Annotated in this window: 21 protein-coding genes and 1 riboswitch; of the genes, 14 read left to right on the plus strand and 7 right to left on the minus strand. The window is 39.3% G+C overall.

Annotated elements, in window-relative coordinates:
• Position 1 precedes the first annotated feature (1 nt).
• The 10 genes from PP2015_RS14935 to PP2015_RS14980 all read left to right on the plus strand — a co-directional run bounded on the left by PP2015_RS14935 (position 2) and on the right by PP2015_RS14980 (position 9,906).
• Entirely contained in the window at positions 2–394 is a 393-nt protein-coding gene (locus PP2015_RS14935) for a RidA family protein (RefSeq protein ID WP_058031058.1), read from the plus strand.
• Between the two features lie 121 nt (positions 395–515).
• Positions 516–725, plus strand: a riboswitch (cobalamin riboswitch).
• Positions 726–811: 86 nt separating this feature from the next.
• Entirely contained in the window at positions 812–2,806 is a 1,995-nt protein-coding gene (locus tag PP2015_RS14940; RefSeq protein ID WP_058031059.1) for a TonB-dependent receptor plug domain-containing protein, read from the plus strand.
• 2 nt (positions 2,807–2,808) lie between these two features.
• Entirely contained in the window at positions 2,809–4,293 is a 1,485-nt protein-coding gene (locus PP2015_RS14945) for an Ig-like domain-containing protein (RefSeq protein ID WP_058031060.1), read from the plus strand.
• Between the two features lie 212 nt (positions 4,294–4,505).
• On the plus strand, positions 4,506–5,297 hold the full coding sequence (locus PP2015_RS14950; RefSeq protein ID WP_157599091.1) for a DUF3450 family protein: 792 nt from the start codon (positions 4,506–4,508) through the stop codon (positions 5,295–5,297).
• Complete coding sequence (locus PP2015_RS14955; protein ID WP_058031062.1) at positions 5,294–6,583, plus strand: MotA/TolQ/ExbB proton channel family protein; 1,290 nt, start codon at positions 5,294–5,296, stop codon at positions 6,581–6,583. Before PP2015_RS14950 ends, PP2015_RS14955 begins: the two co-directional genes overlap by 4 nt.
• A 1-nt stretch (position 6,584) precedes the next feature.
• Positions 6,585–6,992 carry a MotA/TolQ/ExbB proton channel family protein gene (locus tag PP2015_RS14960; RefSeq protein WP_058031063.1) on the plus strand — a complete coding sequence of 136 codons (408 nt, stop codon included), beginning with the start codon at positions 6,585–6,587 and terminating at the stop codon, positions 6,990–6,992.
• Complete coding sequence (locus PP2015_RS14965; RefSeq protein ID WP_058031064.1) at positions 6,980–7,387, plus strand: ExbD/TolR family protein; 408 nt, start codon at positions 6,980–6,982, stop codon at positions 7,385–7,387. Before PP2015_RS14960 ends, PP2015_RS14965 begins: the two co-directional genes overlap by 13 nt.
• A gap of 1 nt (position 7,388) precedes the next feature.
• Positions 7,389–8,069, plus strand: a complete 681-nt coding sequence (locus PP2015_RS14970) for a hypothetical protein (RefSeq protein ID WP_058031065.1) — start codon at positions 7,389–7,391, stop codon at positions 8,067–8,069.
• 3 nt (positions 8,070–8,072) lie between these two features.
• Complete coding sequence (locus PP2015_RS14975) at positions 8,073–9,452, plus strand: tetratricopeptide repeat protein (protein WP_058031066.1); 1,380 nt, start codon at positions 8,073–8,075, stop codon at positions 9,450–9,452.
• A gap of 10 nt (positions 9,453–9,462) precedes the next feature.
• Positions 9,463–9,906, plus strand: coding sequence for a DUF2799 domain-containing protein (locus PP2015_RS14980; RefSeq protein WP_058031067.1), 444 nt, complete (start codon positions 9,463–9,465; stop codon positions 9,904–9,906).
• Between the two features lie 47 nt (positions 9,907–9,953).
• Here the strand turns inward: PP2015_RS14980 and PP2015_RS14985 are convergent, their stop codons facing one another.
• Positions 9,954–10,436, minus strand: coding sequence for a YajQ family cyclic di-GMP-binding protein (locus PP2015_RS14985; protein WP_058031068.1), 483 nt, complete (start codon positions 10,434–10,436; stop codon positions 9,954–9,956).
• A gap of 175 nt (positions 10,437–10,611) precedes the next feature.
• On the opposite strand from PP2015_RS14985, the gene PP2015_RS14990 reads away from it, so the two are divergent.
• Both PP2015_RS14990 and PP2015_RS14995 read left to right on the plus strand, forming a co-directional pair.
• A complete protein-coding gene (locus tag PP2015_RS14990) occupies positions 10,612–10,962 on the plus strand; it encodes a VanZ family protein (RefSeq protein WP_058031069.1) in 351 nt (116 codons plus the stop codon).
• Complete coding sequence (locus PP2015_RS14995) at positions 10,955–11,860, plus strand: ketopantoate reductase family protein (protein WP_058031070.1); 906 nt, start codon at positions 10,955–10,957, stop codon at positions 11,858–11,860. The genes PP2015_RS14990 and PP2015_RS14995 overlap by 8 nt, the downstream gene beginning before the upstream one ends.
• Before the next feature lie 49 nt (positions 11,861–11,909).
• On the opposite strand, the gene thiI is transcribed toward PP2015_RS14995, so the two are convergent.
• Positions 11,910–13,367: a tRNA uracil 4-sulfurtransferase ThiI gene (thiI, locus tag PP2015_RS15000; protein WP_058031071.1), complete on the minus strand. Its 1,458-nt coding sequence runs from the start codon at positions 13,365–13,367 to the stop codon at positions 11,910–11,912.
• 97 nt (positions 13,368–13,464) lie between these two features.
• Positions 13,465–14,121 (minus strand): TetR/AcrR family transcriptional regulator, encoded by a 657-nt coding sequence (locus tag PP2015_RS15005; RefSeq protein WP_058031072.1) that lies wholly within the window; start codon positions 14,119–14,121, stop codon positions 13,465–13,467.
• Positions 14,122–14,372: 251 nt separating this feature from the next.
• On the opposite strand from PP2015_RS15005, the gene coaD reads away from it, so the two are divergent.
• On the plus strand, positions 14,373–14,855 hold the full coding sequence (gene coaD, locus PP2015_RS15010; RefSeq protein ID WP_058031073.1) for a pantetheine-phosphate adenylyltransferase: 483 nt from the start codon (positions 14,373–14,375) through the stop codon (positions 14,853–14,855).
• The gene (locus PP2015_RS15015; protein ID WP_058031074.1) at positions 14,852–16,216 is read left to right on the plus strand and encodes a capsule assembly Wzi family protein; all 1,365 of its coding nucleotides are present in this window, start codon (positions 14,852–14,854) and stop codon (positions 16,214–16,216) included. The genes coaD and PP2015_RS15015 overlap by 4 nt, the downstream gene beginning before the upstream one ends.
• Here PP2015_RS15015 and PP2015_RS15020 read toward each other — a convergent pair whose 3' ends face one another.
• From PP2015_RS15020 to PP2015_RS21905, 4 genes are all read right to left on the minus strand, one after another.
• Complete coding sequence (locus PP2015_RS15020; protein WP_058031075.1) at positions 16,217–16,810, minus strand: hypothetical protein; 594 nt, start codon at positions 16,808–16,810, stop codon at positions 16,217–16,219. It abuts the gene before it with no gap.
• Positions 16,807–17,424 (minus strand): hypothetical protein, encoded by a 618-nt coding sequence (locus PP2015_RS15025; RefSeq protein ID WP_058031076.1) that lies wholly within the window; start codon positions 17,422–17,424, stop codon positions 16,807–16,809. The genes PP2015_RS15020 and PP2015_RS15025 overlap by 4 nt, the downstream gene beginning before the upstream one ends.
• Positions 17,425–17,429: 5 nt before the next feature.
• Positions 17,430–17,927: a hypothetical protein gene (locus PP2015_RS15030; RefSeq protein ID WP_058031077.1), complete on the minus strand. Its 498-nt coding sequence runs from the start codon at positions 17,925–17,927 to the stop codon at positions 17,430–17,432.
• An 822-nt stretch (positions 17,928–18,749) separates the two neighbouring features.
• Positions 18,750–18,920, minus strand: a complete 171-nt coding sequence (locus tag PP2015_RS21905) for a hypothetical protein (protein WP_157599092.1) — start codon at positions 18,918–18,920, stop codon at positions 18,750–18,752.
• Between the last annotated feature and the right edge of the window lie 62 nt (positions 18,921–18,982).

Here is an 18,982-nt window from a genome sequence, read left to right on the forward strand (position 1 = left end):
TATGAACAAAGCTATTATTTCAACAGACAATGCACCTGCAGCGATCGGCACATATAGCCAAGCGGTTAAAGTAGGTACTGCTGTATACCTGTCTGGCCAGATCCCATTAGTGCCAGACACTATGGAAGTTATCTCTGAAGACTTTGCAGAGCAGACGCAACAGGTGTTTAAAAACCTTACTGCCGTGTGTGAAGCTGCAGGTGGTCGCTTACAAGACATGGTTAAGGTAAATATCTTCCTAACGGATCTAAGCAACTTCGCTACAGTAAATGAGATCATGAGCCAACACTTCTCAACACCATACCCTGCACGTGCAGCTATCGGTGTAAGAGAATTACCTAAAGGTGTGCAAATCGAGATTGACGGCATCATGGAACTGCCTTCAACAAATTAATCTCACATCAAGTATTTCTTTTATGTGCTTCGTAACACTTACGAAGCACATCCTCTATACACAAACCTACTCCTCTGTTCAGCATATCTTTCTTTGACTTTTCGGTATAAAGCCATCAGACTAGCCGTCTAAATAGCTAGGTGCTCAGATCATAGTATCGACTTGAGATAATCGGGAAGTTAGTGACGTAACCTAAAACTTAAAGCAACCTTCATAATAGAGTCATCTATTTTGAACCTTGTTATTAGGTTAAGTAATCTAACGCTGCCCCCGCAACGGTAATTGCAATCATTGCATAAGCCCGGAGACCGGCCTAACTATCAACCATAAGATTATATTGCGGTGGGCGATATAAGGTATTAGCCATCGTAATTTCGCTTTGGTGATGTATCTTATCGTCCTCATTTTGAGGTGCGTATGCAGTTGCTAATTTCTCGTTTTATTATTTGTTGCCTTTTGCCTAGCGCGCAGTTTGCCAATGCACAAAATACGCAAAACGAGATGGAAATCATCGAAATAGAGCAGCAACGCACGACCACAGCAAACTATCAATTAATCCAGCGCAGCGAATTTCTTGCCAGCGCACAAAGCCTATCTGACGTTTTAAGCACTATCAATGGAGTGCAAATTACACAAATTAGTGGCGTTGGTAATCCAGTCAATGTTTCTATTCGAGGCTCAAGCAGTAAACAAGTTCAGCTGTATATCGATGGTCAATTAATAAACGACAATCAATTTGGCGGCTTCGATTTAAATCAGATCCCAGTAGAACAAATTCAAAGTATTGAAGTCAGCAAGAGTCAGGCGATTGGCACAGGAATGACGCCAATTGGTGGTGTGATCAGGGTAAACACGTACAATCCATCAGCTTCACAAACTCGTTTGAGCCTAGCTGCGGGATCATTTGGGTTCAAAGAAGTAAACCTAAATCATAATGTTAAACTAGATACTCATGCACTTTCTCTTGGCGGTCAATTTTTAAGAGTTAAAAATGACTATGACTACATGGTACCGCAAACATTCGATAATTCTGCCATCAGTGCTGAGCAACCTTTACGTAATAACGATTATGATAAAACGGCTTTGTACATAAATGATCAAATCTCATTAGATGCGCATAACATTCGCCTCAATGCACAGTATACAAAGCAAAATAAAGCCATCCCTAATTATCAAAATAACTCACCTGAAAACCTTTCAAATCTAGAAACTAAGAACTGGCGGGCTGGATACATTCATGTGTGGAAAAGTGACTCAAAGCATTTATCTGAAGTCGAATTTGAAAGCTACATAGATAGCAAAAAAGAGCATTATATTGACGCACCAAGTAGCGTCTTACAGCGAGATTACTTTTACGATACTGATAAATATTTTGTCAGCTTAAAGCCGACTTTTGTGTTCGACAATATTACGCTATTGCCTTATAGCAACCTTGCAAAACAGCAATTTACTTCGGAACAATTTTTAAATGACCAAATCAATATATGCAATGGTTTCAGTGGCTGTGATGTAAAAGCGCAGCAAACAGACTTACACTTCGGAACAAGAGTCGAATGGCAAAGTGAAGATTTACCTTTGCAAAGCTACTTACTTGCTAACAAACAAAAGTCTCGCTCGAGCAATCAAAAACGAAATGTGAGTGCTGAGCAAGTCGATCAACTCAAGCAAGATGACAGTTATTCAAGCTATGAACTCGGCACAACCACCCATTTTAATGACATTGAACTTGAATTAGCCTTTTCTAAGGGCATTCGCACTCCCACGTTGTTTGAGTTATATGGTGATAGAGGTGCGTTTAAAGGCAATGCAAACCTAGCACCTGAGCACTCCAACACCTTTATGTTGGCCTCTAGTTACAATAAAAATGCACTTAATATCACCAGCAGTTTGTATAGAACAAAGCAAGAAAATGCCATTGTTGCGATTTTTAATTCAACGGGTACAGGCAGTTATACCAACGTCAGTGATGCCACTTTAAATGGCCTAGAACTACAAATAGATTACCGTTTTAATTCAGCATGGAGTACACAGCTACAGGCCAATGTAATAGATAGCCAAACCCACTCCGAGTTTGTTGCCTTTGACGATAAAAAGCTACCAGGTATTTATCATCAGCAATATAGCATCAGTTTGAATTATCAACTGAACGAAGCTTGGCGACTATCACTCGATACTCATATCGATAAAGAGTTGTATTTCAACAGAACCAATCGCTTCACTAATACGCAAGCCAAAGGCAATGGCACACCAAGTGATAGAGAAATCAGCGATTTCAGTGTTACTTGGCAGAACAGCCAACAAACACTGTCACTTCAAGTGAATAATATTTTCAATAACGACTATCAAGACTTAGCAAACCGCCCCGCTCAAGGACGCAGCTTTCAAGTCAAATACTCAATTAAAGGTCTATAACTATGCAATTTAATAGCTCAAGAGCTCCTTTCTCACTAAGCCTTATTTGTTCGGCGCTACTGCTGTCTGCCTGTGGCAGCTCAGACAATAACAGTGCTCCAACACTAAGTGGTGAATTGAACCCATCTGTACTTGAAAACACCACACTGGTTGCAAATTATACTGCGAATGACCCCGATGGCGACGCTATTACCTTAACAATTAGCGGTGACGACAGTGATTTATTTACTATCACGCAACAGGGCGAACTGAGTTTCAAAAATGCACAAGACTTCGAAACAGCTGGAAAAACCACTTTTTCAGTTACTCTTACAGCGACGGAAAATCAGGCTGACAAACTCAGCACCTCTTTAAACATCACTGTTTCACTGGGCGATGTTAAAGACACCCCGGATTTTGCCGCAGTACAAACAATTGCACCTGATTACACCAGTTCTGAAGTCGTATTTGTTGATGCTCTCAATCAACAAGTAGAAACTGGTTATTATGTCAAAGCCAAGTCAGATTACACGGTTGCCAGCTATAACTCAGACCTTTTCCACATCGGCCGTTTCTTTATCGATACCATTGATAAATACAATGTAGCTGAAAAAGACGCTGCGGTATGGTCTTACTCGACGCAAGATGATCAAGACTCAACCAGTCGTAACCCTTACACTCTAGTTTCATTAAGTGATACAAAAGCGTATTTGATTCGTTATGGCTCAGGCAAAGTATGGATCGTTAACCCGCAAGCAACTCAGCAAGAAGACTTTAAAATTGGTGAATTAGATATTTCGGCTTACAGCAATGACAATAAAAATGGCACGCCATCTCCTTCAGCAGCGGTTATCTTAGACGATAAGCTTTATATCGCAATGCAAAGGCAAAACGATAACTTCTCTGCAGGTACTGCATATGTAGCCGTGTTTGATACTGCAACCGATGAAGAGATTGAAACAAATGCAAACAGCGAAGACAGCTTTAAAGGTATTCCTCTTGCTGGTGTGAACCCGCTAGAAAACAGCATAATTGCAGCAAATGAAAAGATTTATGTTACTACACGCAGCGGCTACTCAGCGCCAAGCTTAGAGCTTAGCCGTATTGAAGAGATCTCTCCTGCTGATTATTCAGTAAAATCAGTATTAACCGCACAAGACATTGAAAACAATACCAGTGGTTACATCAGTGGTACAGCCATTGTGTCAGCAGAAAAAGGCTACTTTTATAGCTCAGAAGCCTTCTTTACGCCGTCTTACCATGTAAAATCTACTCTGCATGAGTTTAACCCAACGTCAGGTGAAATTATCGCTTCAGGTATTGCTAACACGGGTGAAACCGCCATCAGTAAAATCAAGCTAGATTCAGCTAACTTTTTATGGATGAGTATTGGCGACCCAACAGCGCCGGGTATCGATATTTTAAATACCGAAACAAATGAAAAGTATAAAGATAGACTAGCAACTGAATTAAATCCTAGCTCTATTGCATTTCTGGCAGAACAATAGTCAACTATTTTTTGAGGGGACCTAAGTCCCCTTTATTCTCTTTAAAAAACACATCTCCTTATATAAAACCTCCTATTTAAAACAGTAAAAATATTTATTTTCATACCCTTATTATTTGAACATGCAAAAAACTAATGACGCCAACTGTTGATTATTTGAACTATTTCTGCAATTGTAGTTTGTATCTAAGAAGAGTACAGGGAAAACAATAATTGAAAAAAATAGTCCTCTTAATGACAGCGCTGTCCAGTAATGCATTTGCCAACCAAACCGATTATGAGCTAATGCAACAATGGCTAGACTTAGAGAGCCAAAAAGGCAAACTAGAATTGAGCTGGCAAACAAATCAGCAATCATTACAAAATCAAATAAAGTTGCTAAAAGAAGAAAAAGCAGCGTTGCGTGCATTACTCAATAGAGCCAAAGACGCGCGAAGCGAAGTGGACGAAAAGCGATTTGAGCTCACTCAGCAACAGCAACAGCTTGAAGAAAATCAGCGATTGGTTGAAGTTGAGCTAAAGGGCCTAATGCAATTTATTAATAGAATCTCACCTCTATTACCCCCTCCTATTCAAGCTCAATGGGAAGATGCTTTAACAACCATTAATAGCAGCCCCTACTCCAACAGCGAGCAACTAGAAAAACTTTTAAGCATATTTAAATCTGCGACTGAGTTTAATCAAAGAGTGGCGATGAATAATACCAACATGACTATTCCTACAGCAGGCGGTGAGACACAAATGCTCGTAAGTCAGATTTATTTGGGTTTGTCACAGGCTTGGTACGTTAGCCAAGATGGTAAACACTTTGGGATAGGACGTGTAGAACAACATGGTTGGCAGTGGCACCACACAGAGCAAGCTCAGCAGTTATTAGGCCTCTCTTCGCAAGAAGACCTTTTACAATCTCTTGCGCAAATAAAATCTATCCTCAATAAACCTACAACTGCAGCCTTTGTGAATGCTCCTATTGCTATAGCCCCCATTGAAAAGGATTTATTATGATCACTCGGCTCACAATATTACTTCTCTTGTTGATCACTGGCTTTTCTTCTACTGCAGCCCCTATTTCTGTCAGCCAAGAGCTCGTCAACAGGATCACTGAATCTCAAAAGTCACTGCAGGCGCTTGAGTCTAAGATTAACGAAGAAACCCTGAAATATCAGGTCCAGCTAAATAAAGAGCTTGCTGCCGTCAAAGCATTACGAGAACAAGCCACAACAATTCAACGAACTGCCGATGAGCAGTTGATGAGTATTGAGCAACTCTCTGACCGGATCAATAAATGGCGAGAACAAGATAATTACCAAAAACTGTTATTACAAACTTATTTGGAACAACAAAATATTGCTTTTGAGCATACTGGAACGAGCGATGTCACAGTCAATCCTGAGATATTTCGGCGCCTGAGAAACGAATTAATCGACGATCTTGCACCCAGCTGGCAACAAACTGATGTGATCAGTACAAACGGTGAGATCAAACCTTTTAATGTACTCAATATTGGCCCTATCCAACTGGCATATAATTCCCAATTACAATCTGGTGGGTTGCTTGAAAATCCAGTTAATCAAACTCTACCCAACCTTGTTAAAGGGGTAAGCCAAAATGCTCAAGCTGTGCAATTACTGCAGCTCAATCAAACGGGCATAGGGAGTGTGACTTTTGACCCGACACTTGGTAATGCCACTAAGTTGCAAAATAACCAGCAAGGGATAGTTTCCCACATTAAAAAAGGCGGTGTGTGGGCATTACCTATTTTATTTTTTGGCTTATTAGCATTTATCGCTGCACTACTTAAAAGCATTCAACTCATGCGCTTACCTCGCATTAGTAAGGATTTCATTGAGCAACTCAATGCCAAAAAAACTTCATTTGGAGTGCAAATTCCATTTGATGGCGCAGAGAAAAAACTAGTTCAAATCGCGCTCGATACACCAGTCTCTGAGCAAAGGGACGATCAAATCGTGTCTTACTTAATGCAGCACCAACATAAAGTTGAAAACTATTTAGGCGTTGTTGCTACAACAGCTGCTATTGCACCGCTTTTGGGTTTACTTGGTACCGTATCTGGCATGATAAATACCTTTATGATGATGAATACCTTTGGTACTGGAGATGCGGCAACCGTCTCAGGAGGAATATCGGAAGCTTTAGTAACAACAGAGCTTGGGCTGATTGTTGCTATTCCGTCACTCATTATAAGTGCGCTGTTAAGCCGTAAGGCTAAAAGCTATAACGCCAAGCTTGAAGCCAATGCTATTCAGATTAGTAAATTTGCGATGCACTAACATGACAGATATCAGCATATTCCTAAAGCTACTCAACAACACCATAGTATGGACATTGATTGGCGTTGCATTTTTTAGTTACGGTAAGCTTTTATCGTTACTGGCTTTCGCAACTTGCAACACACAATGGGCTGCGCGTTGTAATTACTGGTTAAGCGCTCTAAAGACACTGCTTGCATCCTTACCTTTACTGGGACTCTTGGGCACAATCAGTGGATTACTAAGCACCTTTAATTTCATGTCTGTCAACAACGGACTAGATATGCAAGAGATGATCAGTGGCGGGATTGCCACTGCTATGTTCACTACTCAGCTAGGCTTAGTATTTGTTGTACCTGGTCTTTTGCTCCATACCGCTTTGAGAAACAAAGTTTCTAACTGGCAGGTAAATACGGCATGCGCTCACTAATAAAACAAAAAATTTCCGAATCTAAAAGCCAAGAGATAGACTTAGCACCACTACTTGACGTGGTCTTTATACTACTTATCTTCTTCATCGTGACCACTGTATTTGTAAAAGAAACAGGGGTAGAGGTTGATAAACCCAACGCCGTATCCAGTCAGCAGTTGCAAAAGTCAGTATTTTTAATTGCGATAACGGATACAGGTCAAGTCATGTATGCAGGCACTAATATTGGCGTTGCCGGTGTAAGGGCAACATTGATGCAAGCAAGCCGTTCGCAAACTCGTCCACTGATCATTCAAGCAGACAAAAGCGTTCCCACTGAGTTATTGGTAAAAGTCATTGATCAAGCTAAGCTCGCCGGTTTGAGCAATATTAGCCTAGCAACACAGGCGCAATAATATGGCTCCTCTGACTCATAATTCATTGAAGTATGGAACGCTCACTTTAGCTCCCTGGCTGCTAAGTGCAATGATTGTTGCAGGTCTAGTTTTCAGCTTACATTTACTAAAACAGCAACCTGAGGCACCTAAAGCTGACCTCATTACCAGAAAAATAGACGTGGCTTTACCAACCCCTCCACCGCCGCCACCACCGCCAGTGAAAACTACTTCGAGCAGTAGTGAGCCGTCTCAAACCGCGCTTAACCTAGCCAGCTTAGGTGACGGACCTAGTATTAATTATGCTGATAAACCGACAATGACACTACCAAAAGTCGAGTCGCTTGAGTTACCCAACTTCGCGATTGATGCAAAGGTGATTCAAGAGCGATTAGCCCTTGATATGCCTTTACTGGCTGTCGAAAAGCTCGATCGCGTGCCACAAGTCGTGCGACAAAAATATTTCCCTCCCCCTAAGTCTGTTAGACAAAAGGGGGTGAAGCGAATAAAGACACAGGTTGAATTGATTATTGATCAATCAGGCAAGCCCTATATCAAACGCATTGTTGATCCTGTTTACCCAGAAATGGAAGAAGTGATCCGCGCTTGGGTCAGCCATGCAATCTTCAGCAAGCCAAAGAAAGATGGCCGAGCTGTGCAAGCAATTTACTTTTACTCTATTAACTTCAATTACGGCAGATAATCTATGAAGAATCTAAAACAAATAATTATTGCTGCGCTACTGTCTCAAAGCCTGTGTAGCACTGTCGCATTTGCCAGCTCATCATACGCTCAATTTAAGATAGAAGTTGCGCCTCCAACATTTGTATTGCCTCAATTTACCGGTCCTTACACTGAAAAAGAGGCAAACATAGCACCTGAAGAGCTTGAGACGGCTGAACGTTTAAAGAGCCTCTTAGAGCAAGGTAAAAGAGAGCAAGTCCTTAAAGAGCTGGAGGCTTTTTATGAAATAGAGTTAAGCGTTGCCATGATAATGCTAAAAGCACAACTATATTTCGCGTTAGAGGATTATGATAAAGCTGAAAAAGCCTATTTATCATCATTGAGCCGTAGCCCACAACTTATTAGGGCGCATGGTGACCTTGGACAGCTCTACCTACTAAAAGGGGAGCTAGAGAAAGCAAGAGAACATTTTTCTAATGCTATCTCCTATGGCTCTCAAGATGCTCTAATATATGGTCAGTTAGCATATTTAAATTTATCTCTATACGGCCCCTATTCTGCGATATCAGCGTACCAGCAAGCACTCGCATTAGAACCAACCCAAGAACAGTGGCAGCAAGGGTTATTTATTTCTTTAACGCAAGCCAAAATGTACCCTGCTGCACAAGCACTTCTAAGCGAGCTTATTGCCAAGCACCCGAACGACCATAAGTTATGGCTAAATCAAGCAATACTTAAACTTGAACTGAACAATAATGTAGAAGCATTAGCATCTTTAGAAATGGCGATATTGCTCGGTAACGAACAGCAAAGTAATTACAAAATAGCAGCTCAGCTTCATATGCAACTTGATAGTTTTGATAGAGCAGTCGAACTGATTAGCTTTCATTTAAACAACTTCGACCTCGAGATGAACAGCCTCAACACCTATTTAACTTGGCTCGGTCAAAGGGGGCTGTGGTCTCAAAGCCAGAAAATTCTCAGTTCGCTAGAAAGTAAACTGCCAGCGATGTCAGCACCCAAGCAGAGTATTATTCACCTTCATCATGCCTTAATCGCTAAACAATTAAATAAGAAAATTCAAACTGCAGAAAGTTTTCAGCTTGCAATTGAGAAGAACCCAAATAATGGTAAGGCATTGCTTGAATATGCCAATTATCTCACATCCGACAAACAGTTTACGAAAGCAGAAACCTTACTATTAAGAGCAGAAGCACTTAATGAATCGAAAAAAGAGGCCATGCTTGCAAGAGCTCAGCTCTATGTTGATTTGCAAAACTATCAAGCAGCACTTAAAACACTAAAAAACGTCGCTAATCGCTATTCAGAAACCAAAGGTATATGGCAGCAAATAGCACTCATTGAAAATATTATTCAAACAAGAAAACAGCAGGAAATTTAAGGACTATTAGATGAACAAAATAATACTATTTTTACCATTAAGCTTGCTGATAGGTTGTCAGTCAACGACAACTAAAATAGCTTGCAATGCATCAGAAAGCGAGTGGTATGAATTTGGTCAACAAGCAGCAGTATCAGGCAAGAGTGTACGTATTTTTGATTCATACAAACAACAGTGTTCAGAGCAATTAATACAGACTGCTCAAACGCACTACATTGATGGCTTTACTGATGGTTTAATGACTTATTGCACTTATGATAATGGCTTCGAAAGAGGCAAGAAAGGCCTTGAACTAAACACTATATGCCCATTAGAAATGCGCGCTGAATTTGAAAAAGGCTTCAAAATAGCAAAGAGAATCAGAGATGAAGAAATGAAACAAGCTGAACATGCTTTACGAGAAAGAGAACGCTACATACAGCAAAGAGATAATGCGCCACCAGAAAAAAAATAGTGGCGCGTGTAGAGTGGCGATAGTTCACCTATTGCCACTTATCTAATTTAGTCGCGGAAATTCTTAAACTGGAAAGGTTGACCTAGTTCACCAGTACGAATTAGCTGCATCACTTCTTGTAAATCATCGCGCTTTTTACCTGTTACACGAACTTCTTCACCTTGAATAGAGGCTTGTACTTTGATTTTTGAGTCTTTGATAAGCTTAACGATTTTCTTCGCCATGTCTTTATCAATACCCTGTTTAAGTGCAACTTTACGTGACACATATTTACCAGAGCGCTCAATGTCTTTTAGTTCAAGGCTTGAAACATCTAAGCCACGCTTTGACGCTTTTGCAGCAATGATATCGAACAACTGCATAACTTGCTGCTCGGCTTCAGCTTTCAGGTTAATCGTCTCGTTAACTAATTCAATTGATGCATCAACACCACGGAAGTCATAACGGGTTTCAAGTTCACGGTTAGCATTATCTACCGCGTTCTTCGCTTCTGTCATTTCAATTTCAGACACAATGTCAAATGATGGCATTATCTATCTCCTAATCATATTATGGCCTGATTATAACAAGCAAAAACCGACTCGGTGAATAAATTTATGTTTCAGCTCACATCCATTTACATGGGCTTTTTGTATATTCACCCACCATCCATTTTTCGATGATATACTGATGAAACTTTGCCTGCATAGAGAAATAGGAAGTTTTGTGACTCGGCGTATTTATCAAATTCTATTACTGCTCACTTTAAGTATTTGTACTTTTTTATTTGCTAAAGAGATCCAGCATTCTGGTATTCGTTTTGAACATGCGGACAAAGTTGCACACTTTGGTATTTTCTTTGTCTTAGCTTTTATTATGCATCATGCAATTCGCTTCCCAGTTTGGCTACAATTATGCTTACTAACAGCTTATGGCATTGGTATTGAATATATGCAAGATACCTTACCTTATAGACAAGCTTCTATCGGTGACTTTGTTGCTGATGTTGCTGGTGCTGCCAGCTACTATTTAAGTTATTTCGCATGGCGAGAATGGCGAGTTCGCAAGCATGGCTAATGTTCACATATTAGGTGCTGGCGCTGTTGGCTTAAGTTTCGCGTTTCATTTAAGTAAGTATCATGAAATTACGCTACTGACTCGCAGTAAAAAAACAGATACCTTTTATTATCAAGAAAATGAAGTCGTCACACCAATCGCAACCGATATAACTGATATCACAAGTTTGACCCCGCAAGATACCATCTCAATTTGCTTTATCTGCGTTAAAGCGTACCAGCTCATAGATGCGTTCAATGCCATTCAGCCTTTTTTAGCGCCTGAAGCCAAGATAATTATCAGTCACAATGGTATCACCGATTTGACAGAACTCACTTCGCAACTAAACTCTTCTCAAAGCCTATTCTTCATGAGTACATCACGTGGGGCATTAAAGCCTTCAAGTAACACTGTGGTTCAAACAGGTATTGGGGCAACCTATTTAGGCGCTTGTAATACTGAAGCTGAAAATAACATTGATGCTTTTTATGAAGAAGTATTTTCAAAGAGTATTGCCGTAAGCGCTATACATAAAGATATGGCACTACTTCGCTGGCAAAAGCTAATGGTTAATATTGCCATCAACCCACTTACTGCATTGCATCAAGTTCAAAATGGGCGATTACTAAAACCAAGTTACGCCACACAAGTGATAAACTTATTAAACGAAGCCTGTTTTATTGCCCATAAATTAGGAATTGATATCGCATTAGCAGACGCACTCAATAGTGCTTATACCGTAATGAGACAAACACGTTTTAATAATTCGTCAATGGCACAAGATGTAAAGTTAGGACGAAAAACTGAAATTGAAGCGATCTGTGGTTATATCGTTAGTGAGGCAAAAAAACTCGGACTGGATACGCCTTATAACCGAACCATGCTTGAACAAATCAATCATTTAGAACAAACAAGCTGATAGCAAAAAGCCGAGTTATACTCGGCTTTTGAACAGGCTATGATAATTGTTATGGACGGTACACTTTTACATTCATGTAGCCATTTTCGTGTAAAATAAGTGCTTGTAACTGACTCATTACGCCACGGGCACAATATAAGTAATATTCTTTGTTTTGAGGCAGATCACCAAACTTAGTGGCTAATCTAAAGAATGGAATATGCTCTACCTCTACCCCTTCAAGCTCAAGTGGATTTGCATCCTCTTCTTCAGGCGAACGAATATCAAGTACCACAGCATTTTCAGGAAGCTCGCTAACAGTTTCAGCTTCTTTAACTTCTTCTTTCGCTTCTTCTTCGATTTCACGAATATCTTTTACTGTCGCATTTTTGATTACCGTATCTAAAACATCAAAGTCGAACTTGGCTTCTTCTTCCAAGATATTAGACATTTTCGCTTTTACAGTTGGTTTCTGAGAGATAACACCACAGTATTCAGGCATAGATTCAGCCATTTCTACTGTACCAATCTCACGGGCAATCTTAATGATATCTGCTTTGTCATGTTGAATAAGCGGGCGTAAGATCAATGTTTCTGTAACACGGTCGATCACACTTAAATTTGCCAATGTTTGACTTGAAACCTGACCAACACTTTCACCTGTGATTAACGCGTGAGCATTCACTTTTTCAGCTACAGCTGCCCCTGCACGCATCATCATACGCTTAAGGATCACACCCATTTGGCCGTTTTCTACATTTTCTAAAATCTCAGCAACCACGGGTTCAAAGTCTACCGTGATGAACTTAACTTTGTGAGTTGAGCTAAATTGCTTCCACAAATAGTGACTCACTTGTTTCACACCGATTTCGTGGGCAGCACCACCAAGATTAAAGAATAAGAAGTGAGTACGCGCACCTTTACGCATCATCTGATAGGTCGCAACGCCAGAGTCAAAGCCACCTGAGATAAGAGACAACACATCTTCTTGTGTCGGCAGAGGGAAGCCACCGATACCATAATGTGTATGAGTAACAATATAAGCCAGATCTTTTTTGATTTCGATTTTAACTGTAACATCAGGCTTGCTAAGTTTAACTTTTGCGCCTTCAACATTTTGATTAAGACCACCACCGACATAACGCTCTACATCGCTTGAAGTAAAATCATGGTTACCATTGCGCTTCACACGCACACAAAAGGTCTTCCCTTCGATAGTGTGACTCGCAAGTTCTAGAGTACGCTGGTAAATATCGTCAATAGTTTCAAAAGGTGTTTCTTGTACTTCGATAAACTGCACAATACCTGGTACGCGTTTTAGGTTATCAATGAACCATTCACGGGTTTGTGCATCGCTGATATCCGTTTCAACTGCAATGTTATCCCAGTTATTTTTTACGCGTACTTTCTCATCTCGACGAAGTAAAATCATCTTGATGTTTTTCTCAAGTAACTTGGTAAAGCGTTTACGAACAGATTTACTCTTGATCGCGATTTCAGGGTGCAGTTTTACGATAAATTTAAGCATAGAAACACTCTTAAGGTGGGCGAATGCGCGCCGCGTCAGTCGGGCGCGCGATTATAACAAATTTCTATGCGATGAGGAAATAAACAATATTGGTTGATTAGGCAATACTCGGTAAAGCCTCATCAGCCAATTGCTGATATTGCTTTTGCAGGTCACTAATTTTCTTAAAACTCAAATCAGTGCAATATGGTTTGACTAAAACTAACACTTTGACAATACCATTATAGATATCTTGTTGCTCTAATACCCCTGTCATACGACGCGCTTTAACGTAAGGTGTCCAGAAGCTCACAGTCATCTTTAACATGTGCGCAAACTCAGACGCATCTTCATCTGTAATTTCTATTACGCCAACACTACGTAAACCGATCACAACAGAGCGCACTTGATCAAATAAGTCCGCTTGAAACTCTATGTATTGTTTTTTCAATTCACTGTCTTTTGCAAGAATGTCAGTTAAATTGTCATAGAAAAAGTGATAACGCCACATGAGCTCAAACAATGAATCTAGGTATTGCGTCAATTGCTCTAAAGGCTCGTGGGATGTATCGAGTGGCTTAAAGTGTGTACTTAAATGCTCTCGATATAATGTGAAGATATTACGGATAATGTCTTCTTTGTTCTTAAAATGGTAATACAAATTGCCGGGGCTTATACCTAAATTTGAAGCGATATGATTAGTGGTGATCGCTCGCTCTCCATGAAGGTTAAATAAGGCAATACTGGTACGAATAATTTTTTCCTTGGTATTCATATCCTGCTCTCAGACACGCTAATATTGATGAGTATAATAACTAAATTCTGCCTTGATTACTTATTTGATTCTGTCATAACACATAAATTATGTGTCATTACCCAAATTAAAAACAAACTATCAGAAATTATACCGATATTGAAAATACCATTAAAATGGAAGAGTTATAAGCAACAAGTTGCTAAGCAGACCAGTGTATTTAACAGCAAAGCTTGATAATATTACACAAATTTTATTCTGGCTGAATTGTTATGAAAGTTACCGCGCTATATCCAGGCACATTTGACCCGCTCACAAATGGTCACGCAGATTTAATTAAGCGTGCAGCTAAAATGTTTGATGTCGTATTACTCGCCATTGCGAATAACCCAAGTAAAAAACCTTGCTTTAACTTGGATGAGCGCGTTGAACTCGCTGAAAAGGTATTAAGTGAATACAAAAATGTTAAAGTCATTGGCTTTTCGGGTCTCTTGGTTGATTTAGCTAAGCAACAAAATGCTCAAGTACTAATTCGTGGCATTCGCGCAGTCTCGGATTTTGATTATGAGTTTCAGTTAGCGAATATGAATCGCCGACTTAACCCTGACCTTGAAAGCGTATTTTTGACTCCTTCAGAAAGAAATTCATTCATCTCCTCAACACTCGTTAAAGAAGTGGCTTTACACCATGGAGATGTAACCGAGTTTGTAGACCCTATCGTTGCAAAGGCCTTATTGGAAAAATTACACGGATGAGACTAAAAGTATTAGCCCTAGCTCTAAGCCTGAGCAGCTTCTCTGCCACCTCTAGCCCGTGGATAGATGCAGAGCAAGCGCAGCTTAAACACTCTATCGACTTACTTGTCAGCCATAATTTAATAAACCGACCAGTCAACCAATATCCGTTATTATGGCGAGGTATAGTGCAAGACTTAGCTGCTGTTGATATGAATGAAGTACCTGAGTCGGCAAAGTTCGCGATTACGCATCTCAAGCATGCTTTATCTAATGCTAAACAAGAGCGTCGTTCAAGTATTCGCGCCTTTTATAATCAAGAGCCAGAATTAAGAAAAGGGTTTGGTGAGCGCAAAGGCGCAAAGTCTGGTGTTCAAACGTTTGGCCAGATACTCAGTGATGACGTTAGCGCCAAAGTGCAAGTAAACTATACAGATGATGCCATCGATGGAAAGTACATCAATCATTATGGTAGTCATGTCGCGATATTGCTAGATAACTGGTCAGCTAGTATCGAGCAACTGAACTATTGGTGGGGCCCAGGTAATGAGCAAGCTTTACTGCTTAGCAACAACGCGGCCCCTATGAAGGCGTTTAGACTGAGTAGAGCCAATACCGACTACCAAGGCCCATCATTTTTATCATTTATCGGCCCTTGGCAAGTCACTGCTATCGCGGCCAAGCAAAAGCCAACATTAGCCACAAAGAAAGAAGGTGATTTTTGGGGCGTTCGCTTATCTAGCATGCCATTATCTGGATTAGAGATTGCGTTTAGCTCAACATCAAGTGACTTTATTTATAAAGAAGATCCACACAACTCCGAGCTTAGAAGCAAACAACGCCTAACAAGCTTAGATGCGAAATACTCGAACACTTTTCAAGGTTTACCTTTTGCTGTCTATGTTGAGATAGCCGGTGAAAATGACGCTGGATTATTGCCCAGTAATAGCAGCTATACCCTTGGTATTGAAAGCTACCTTGCAGATATGAGCTACCGTGCAAAAGGCTTTATTGAATTAAGTGATACAGAGCTGAATTGTCAATCTGAACAAGCCAGTTTCCAATGTAATTTTAACACTCCAAACGAAGGTGCTGACTACATGCAACGCGAGCAATGGCTGGGTGCAGCCATGGGGCCGCAAGCTAAAAGCATCACTCTAGGTATTGATTATTACCGCCTAGCTGGTTTCGGCGGGTATGCTAAATTAAAGCAGTTAGATTTTGACTCTTTAGACTTAGATAGAAGCTTACTCGAAGTAGGCTATCAGCAAGGCGTATTAAAAGGCTTAGGAAAACTGGGCTTGAGTGTTTGGAAAGATAAACTACCCAAAGACTCTGAGACTCACACAGCAGTCTCAGCAAGCTGGGAAATCCAATTTTAATTAAGGGCGCGAATACGCGCCCTTAATTTTTTCGCTTAGCTTGTACCAACCTAAGAAGTCTTTTTGTACAACTAAAACTAGGACCATGATGAGGTCAGAACCATTTATTCCATAGCTAAATACAGTCCAAAACCACCAAAAGCCACTCTCCTTCAACCCCTCATGTATAAGTAAAAGATCAAGCTGTAATAAGAAAAATAAAGAAGCGTTCACTCCAAGTCCAACCGTTAAATAAAAACGACACAATTCCCCCAAGCTTGTTCCTATTTTTACAAAACTGTAAATAAATAGAATAGTTAGAATATCCAGTACCATATAGGGTGTATTAGGTATGTAAACTGACCGCTCTTCAGATAGCCAATATATATAATCAAATGGCATGGGAATCGCGTATGAAACAGACATAACAAGCGACAAAATCAGCACTTCATGTGCTTGCTCTTTTTTTAAAGGGTAGCAGCTTCCTCTGGAGGTTCTAACAAAGTTCACCAGAAGCACCATAAAAAAGATAAACGTTGTAGTATGACCATATAAAAATTGCACTATCGGCTCAAAGTACAATATTTCACCAAAAAGATACAAAACTTCTATCATTTTAATTCACCAACTCTAAGCTTTTTACTTCTCCTTGCTAAAAATTGTGACTCTAACTTATGTAATAATAATATATCTCTACAACTCAAAAGCACCAGTATCATCACTGCATCAAAAAAGTTTATACCTATTGTAAAGACACTCCAAAACCACCATGGCTCCATTGATTTATAGTGGTTATACATCAGTAGCAAATCGATTTGGATAAATGCAAATAAAGCAGAGTTACAAAGCAAGCCAAAAAAAACATAATGTTTACAAAGTCGCCCTTTGTCACTATATATACCTATTACAAGGCAAAGAAATAGAACAGTGAAGTGGTCTAATAACAAATAAACCGTATAGGGAAAATAAGGCGAAGAAAAATCTAGCCGTGTCACTACATACTCTATTGGTATCATTAATGCGTATGAACAAAACATCAAGACTGATACTTTTAAAACTTCTTTTCTCTCTATCCTCTCTGCATTCGAAGCATGCACATTTGATGTTTTCACATAATTAGTCAGCATAACTAAAAATAACAACCATGTGACCAAATGCATACTGAGAAAACCTATCACCAAGTCCCAGTCGATGTAGTTACCAAAATAAACCATATTGTAATTATTCATGTAATCTACTTACTCAAACCACATCGGGTTTTATTTAATAAACCGTAAACTTTTAAGAAATCCTTTTGAAGTATCAACACCAAAACCATCATGCCATCGGAAGAATTAATACCAATAGAAAACACGTACCAAAGCCACCAAGGCTCATAAGCTTTAAAGCCTTCGTATACTAGAAAAATTTCTATTTGAATTATTAGGAAGAGTAATGCGTTAAACAAAAGCCCACATAATAAATAAAATTTACATAATTGACCTTGCCTTGAGCTTACATTAACCACTTTATAAATAAGCAGTGCCGTTAAAATATCGAGTAACAAGTAATAACTATTCGGATGAAAGTAAGAGATGAATTCCTTCAGATTGACAAAATAGTCAATTACACTGCCAAAAAAATAAGAAAGGAACATTATGGCAGAAAGCACCACGGGTTCTTTAAGTTTTGCCTTATTTGCGTTTTGAAATTGCCAGCCAGACATTCTCACAAAATTTAACAAGGTAGCCATTAAAAAGCACCAAATTACAAAATGTGATACAAAACTTGTAAAAGCTGCTGAAGAAAAAAAGAGACCCACAGTAATACATAACCTGAAGTAATTAAGCTGTATAAAAAGTCTTAAAGAAATACTTAATTCATCTAAACAGAGTGACAAAGTAAACGGTATTACTCATAGACACAAGTCTTACAACACAATGAATGTATTTATTGTAGACAACATTGACATAAGAGCTTCAGGAAAAAAGAAATTTGTTTACTGTATTTTCACATAAAAACTAAGCCGAAATCGTTTTTTGTCGTTTTGAAAAATATTTCTTAACTCTGTTTTTAAAAAACTTTATGCACAAGAAATCTCGGTCAAGTATCAAAGATGCAACCATAATCACATCTATTGTGTTAATCGCTAACGTATAAAAATACCAAAACCACCAAGGTTCTCTATTGTCTAATACCCTAAGATCAATATGAATTAACAAGAAGAGGATAGCATTAAAAGTAAGGCCAATGATCGTATACTTTGCCGCACAACAATACTTTTGCTTAGTGAGTTTATTGAGAGATATAATGAGCAAGATTGTTAAAATGTCATACAAGATCCAAGATATATAAATATTTTCTCTTGAGGCCGACAAATCTATAAAGTGATTACTAGTAAAGTAAGACATAGCCATCACTGCGGAAGTGATAAGTAGGGATAGATTTTTACTAATACTCGAAATGTAAAAAAAAGCATTCAATAAAAATGCCAAAACCATACCAAGTACAATAATGGTATCAAAATGTATACCCAAATTGTCTAAGCTAAAAATATCCCCACCAAAAGAGCTTACTAATCCTGCTTTTCACCTTTTCTAGGTTCAAGTGTACCACCACCGCGAGCGCCAGTAATTTGCTCTAAAAACTTTTCAGATTTGATTACCTTACCAGAAAGCGAATTGATTTGGCTAGTGCTTTGAGCCGAACGTTGTTTTGATACTAAAGTTTTAATTACCTTTAACATAATGTTTCCTTATTTGAGCTGTGAAACAGAGAGTCATAAAAGTGACGTTGAATTATTGTTAA

The sequence above is a fragment of the Pseudoalteromonas phenolica genome, from assembly GCF_001444405.1.
GTDB lineage: Bacteria > Pseudomonadota > Gammaproteobacteria > Enterobacterales > Alteromonadaceae > Pseudoalteromonas > Pseudoalteromonas phenolica.

Bases quoted from the DNA above. Each gene is read 5' to 3' on its own strand.
- PP2015_RS14935 (WP_058031058.1), top strand. From the start codon at position 2: ATGAACAAAGCTATTATTTCAACAGACAATGCACCTGCAGCGATCGGC.
- PP2015_RS14940 (WP_058031059.1), top strand. From the start codon at position 812: ATGCAGTTGCTAATTTCTCGTTTTATTATTTGTTGCCTTTTGCCTAGC.
- PP2015_RS14945 (WP_058031060.1), top strand. From the start codon at position 2,809: ATGCAATTTAATAGCTCAAGAGCTCCTTTCTCACTAAGCCTTATTTGT.
- PP2015_RS14955 (WP_058031062.1), top strand. From the start codon at position 5,294: ATGATCACTCGGCTCACAATATTACTTCTCTTGTTGATCACTGGCTTT.
- PP2015_RS14960 (WP_058031063.1), top strand. From the start codon at position 6,585: ATGACAGATATCAGCATATTCCTAAAGCTACTCAACAACACCATAGTA.
- PP2015_RS14965 (WP_058031064.1), top strand. From the start codon at position 6,980: ATGCGCTCACTAATAAAACAAAAAATTTCCGAATCTAAAAGCCAAGAG.
- PP2015_RS14970 (WP_058031065.1), top strand. From the start codon at position 7,389: ATGGCTCCTCTGACTCATAATTCATTGAAGTATGGAACGCTCACTTTA.
- PP2015_RS14975 (WP_058031066.1), top strand. From the start codon at position 8,073: ATGAAGAATCTAAAACAAATAATTATTGCTGCGCTACTGTCTCAAAGC.
- PP2015_RS14980 (WP_058031067.1), top strand. From the start codon at position 9,463: ATGAACAAAATAATACTATTTTTACCATTAAGCTTGCTGATAGGTTGT.
- PP2015_RS14985 (WP_058031068.1), bottom strand. From the start codon at position 10,436: ATGCCATCATTTGACATTGTGTCTGAAATTGAAATGACAGAAGCGAAG.
- PP2015_RS14995 (WP_058031070.1), top strand. From the start codon at position 10,955: ATGGCTAATGTTCACATATTAGGTGCTGGCGCTGTTGGCTTAAGTTTC.
- thiI (WP_058031071.1), bottom strand. From the start codon at position 13,367: ATGCTTAAATTTATCGTAAAACTGCACCCTGAAATCGCGATCAAGAGT.
- PP2015_RS15005 (WP_058031072.1), bottom strand. From the start codon at position 14,121: ATGAATACCAAGGAAAAAATTATTCGTACCAGTATTGCCTTATTTAAC.
- coaD (WP_058031073.1), top strand. From the start codon at position 14,373: ATGAAAGTTACCGCGCTATATCCAGGCACATTTGACCCGCTCACAAAT.
- PP2015_RS15015 (WP_058031074.1), top strand. From the start codon at position 14,852: ATGAGACTAAAAGTATTAGCCCTAGCTCTAAGCCTGAGCAGCTTCTCT.
- PP2015_RS15020 (WP_058031075.1), bottom strand. From the start codon at position 16,810: ATGATAGAAGTTTTGTATCTTTTTGGTGAAATATTGTACTTTGAGCCG.
- PP2015_RS15025 (WP_058031076.1), bottom strand. From the start codon at position 17,424: ATGAATAATTACAATATGGTTTATTTTGGTAACTACATCGACTGGGAC.
- PP2015_RS15030 (WP_058031077.1), bottom strand. From the start codon at position 17,927: ATGGCTACCTTGTTAAATTTTGTGAGAATGTCTGGCTGGCAATTTCAA.
- PP2015_RS21905 (WP_157599092.1), bottom strand. From the start codon at position 18,920: ATGTTAAAGGTAATTAAAACTTTAGTATCAAAACAACGTTCGGCTCAA.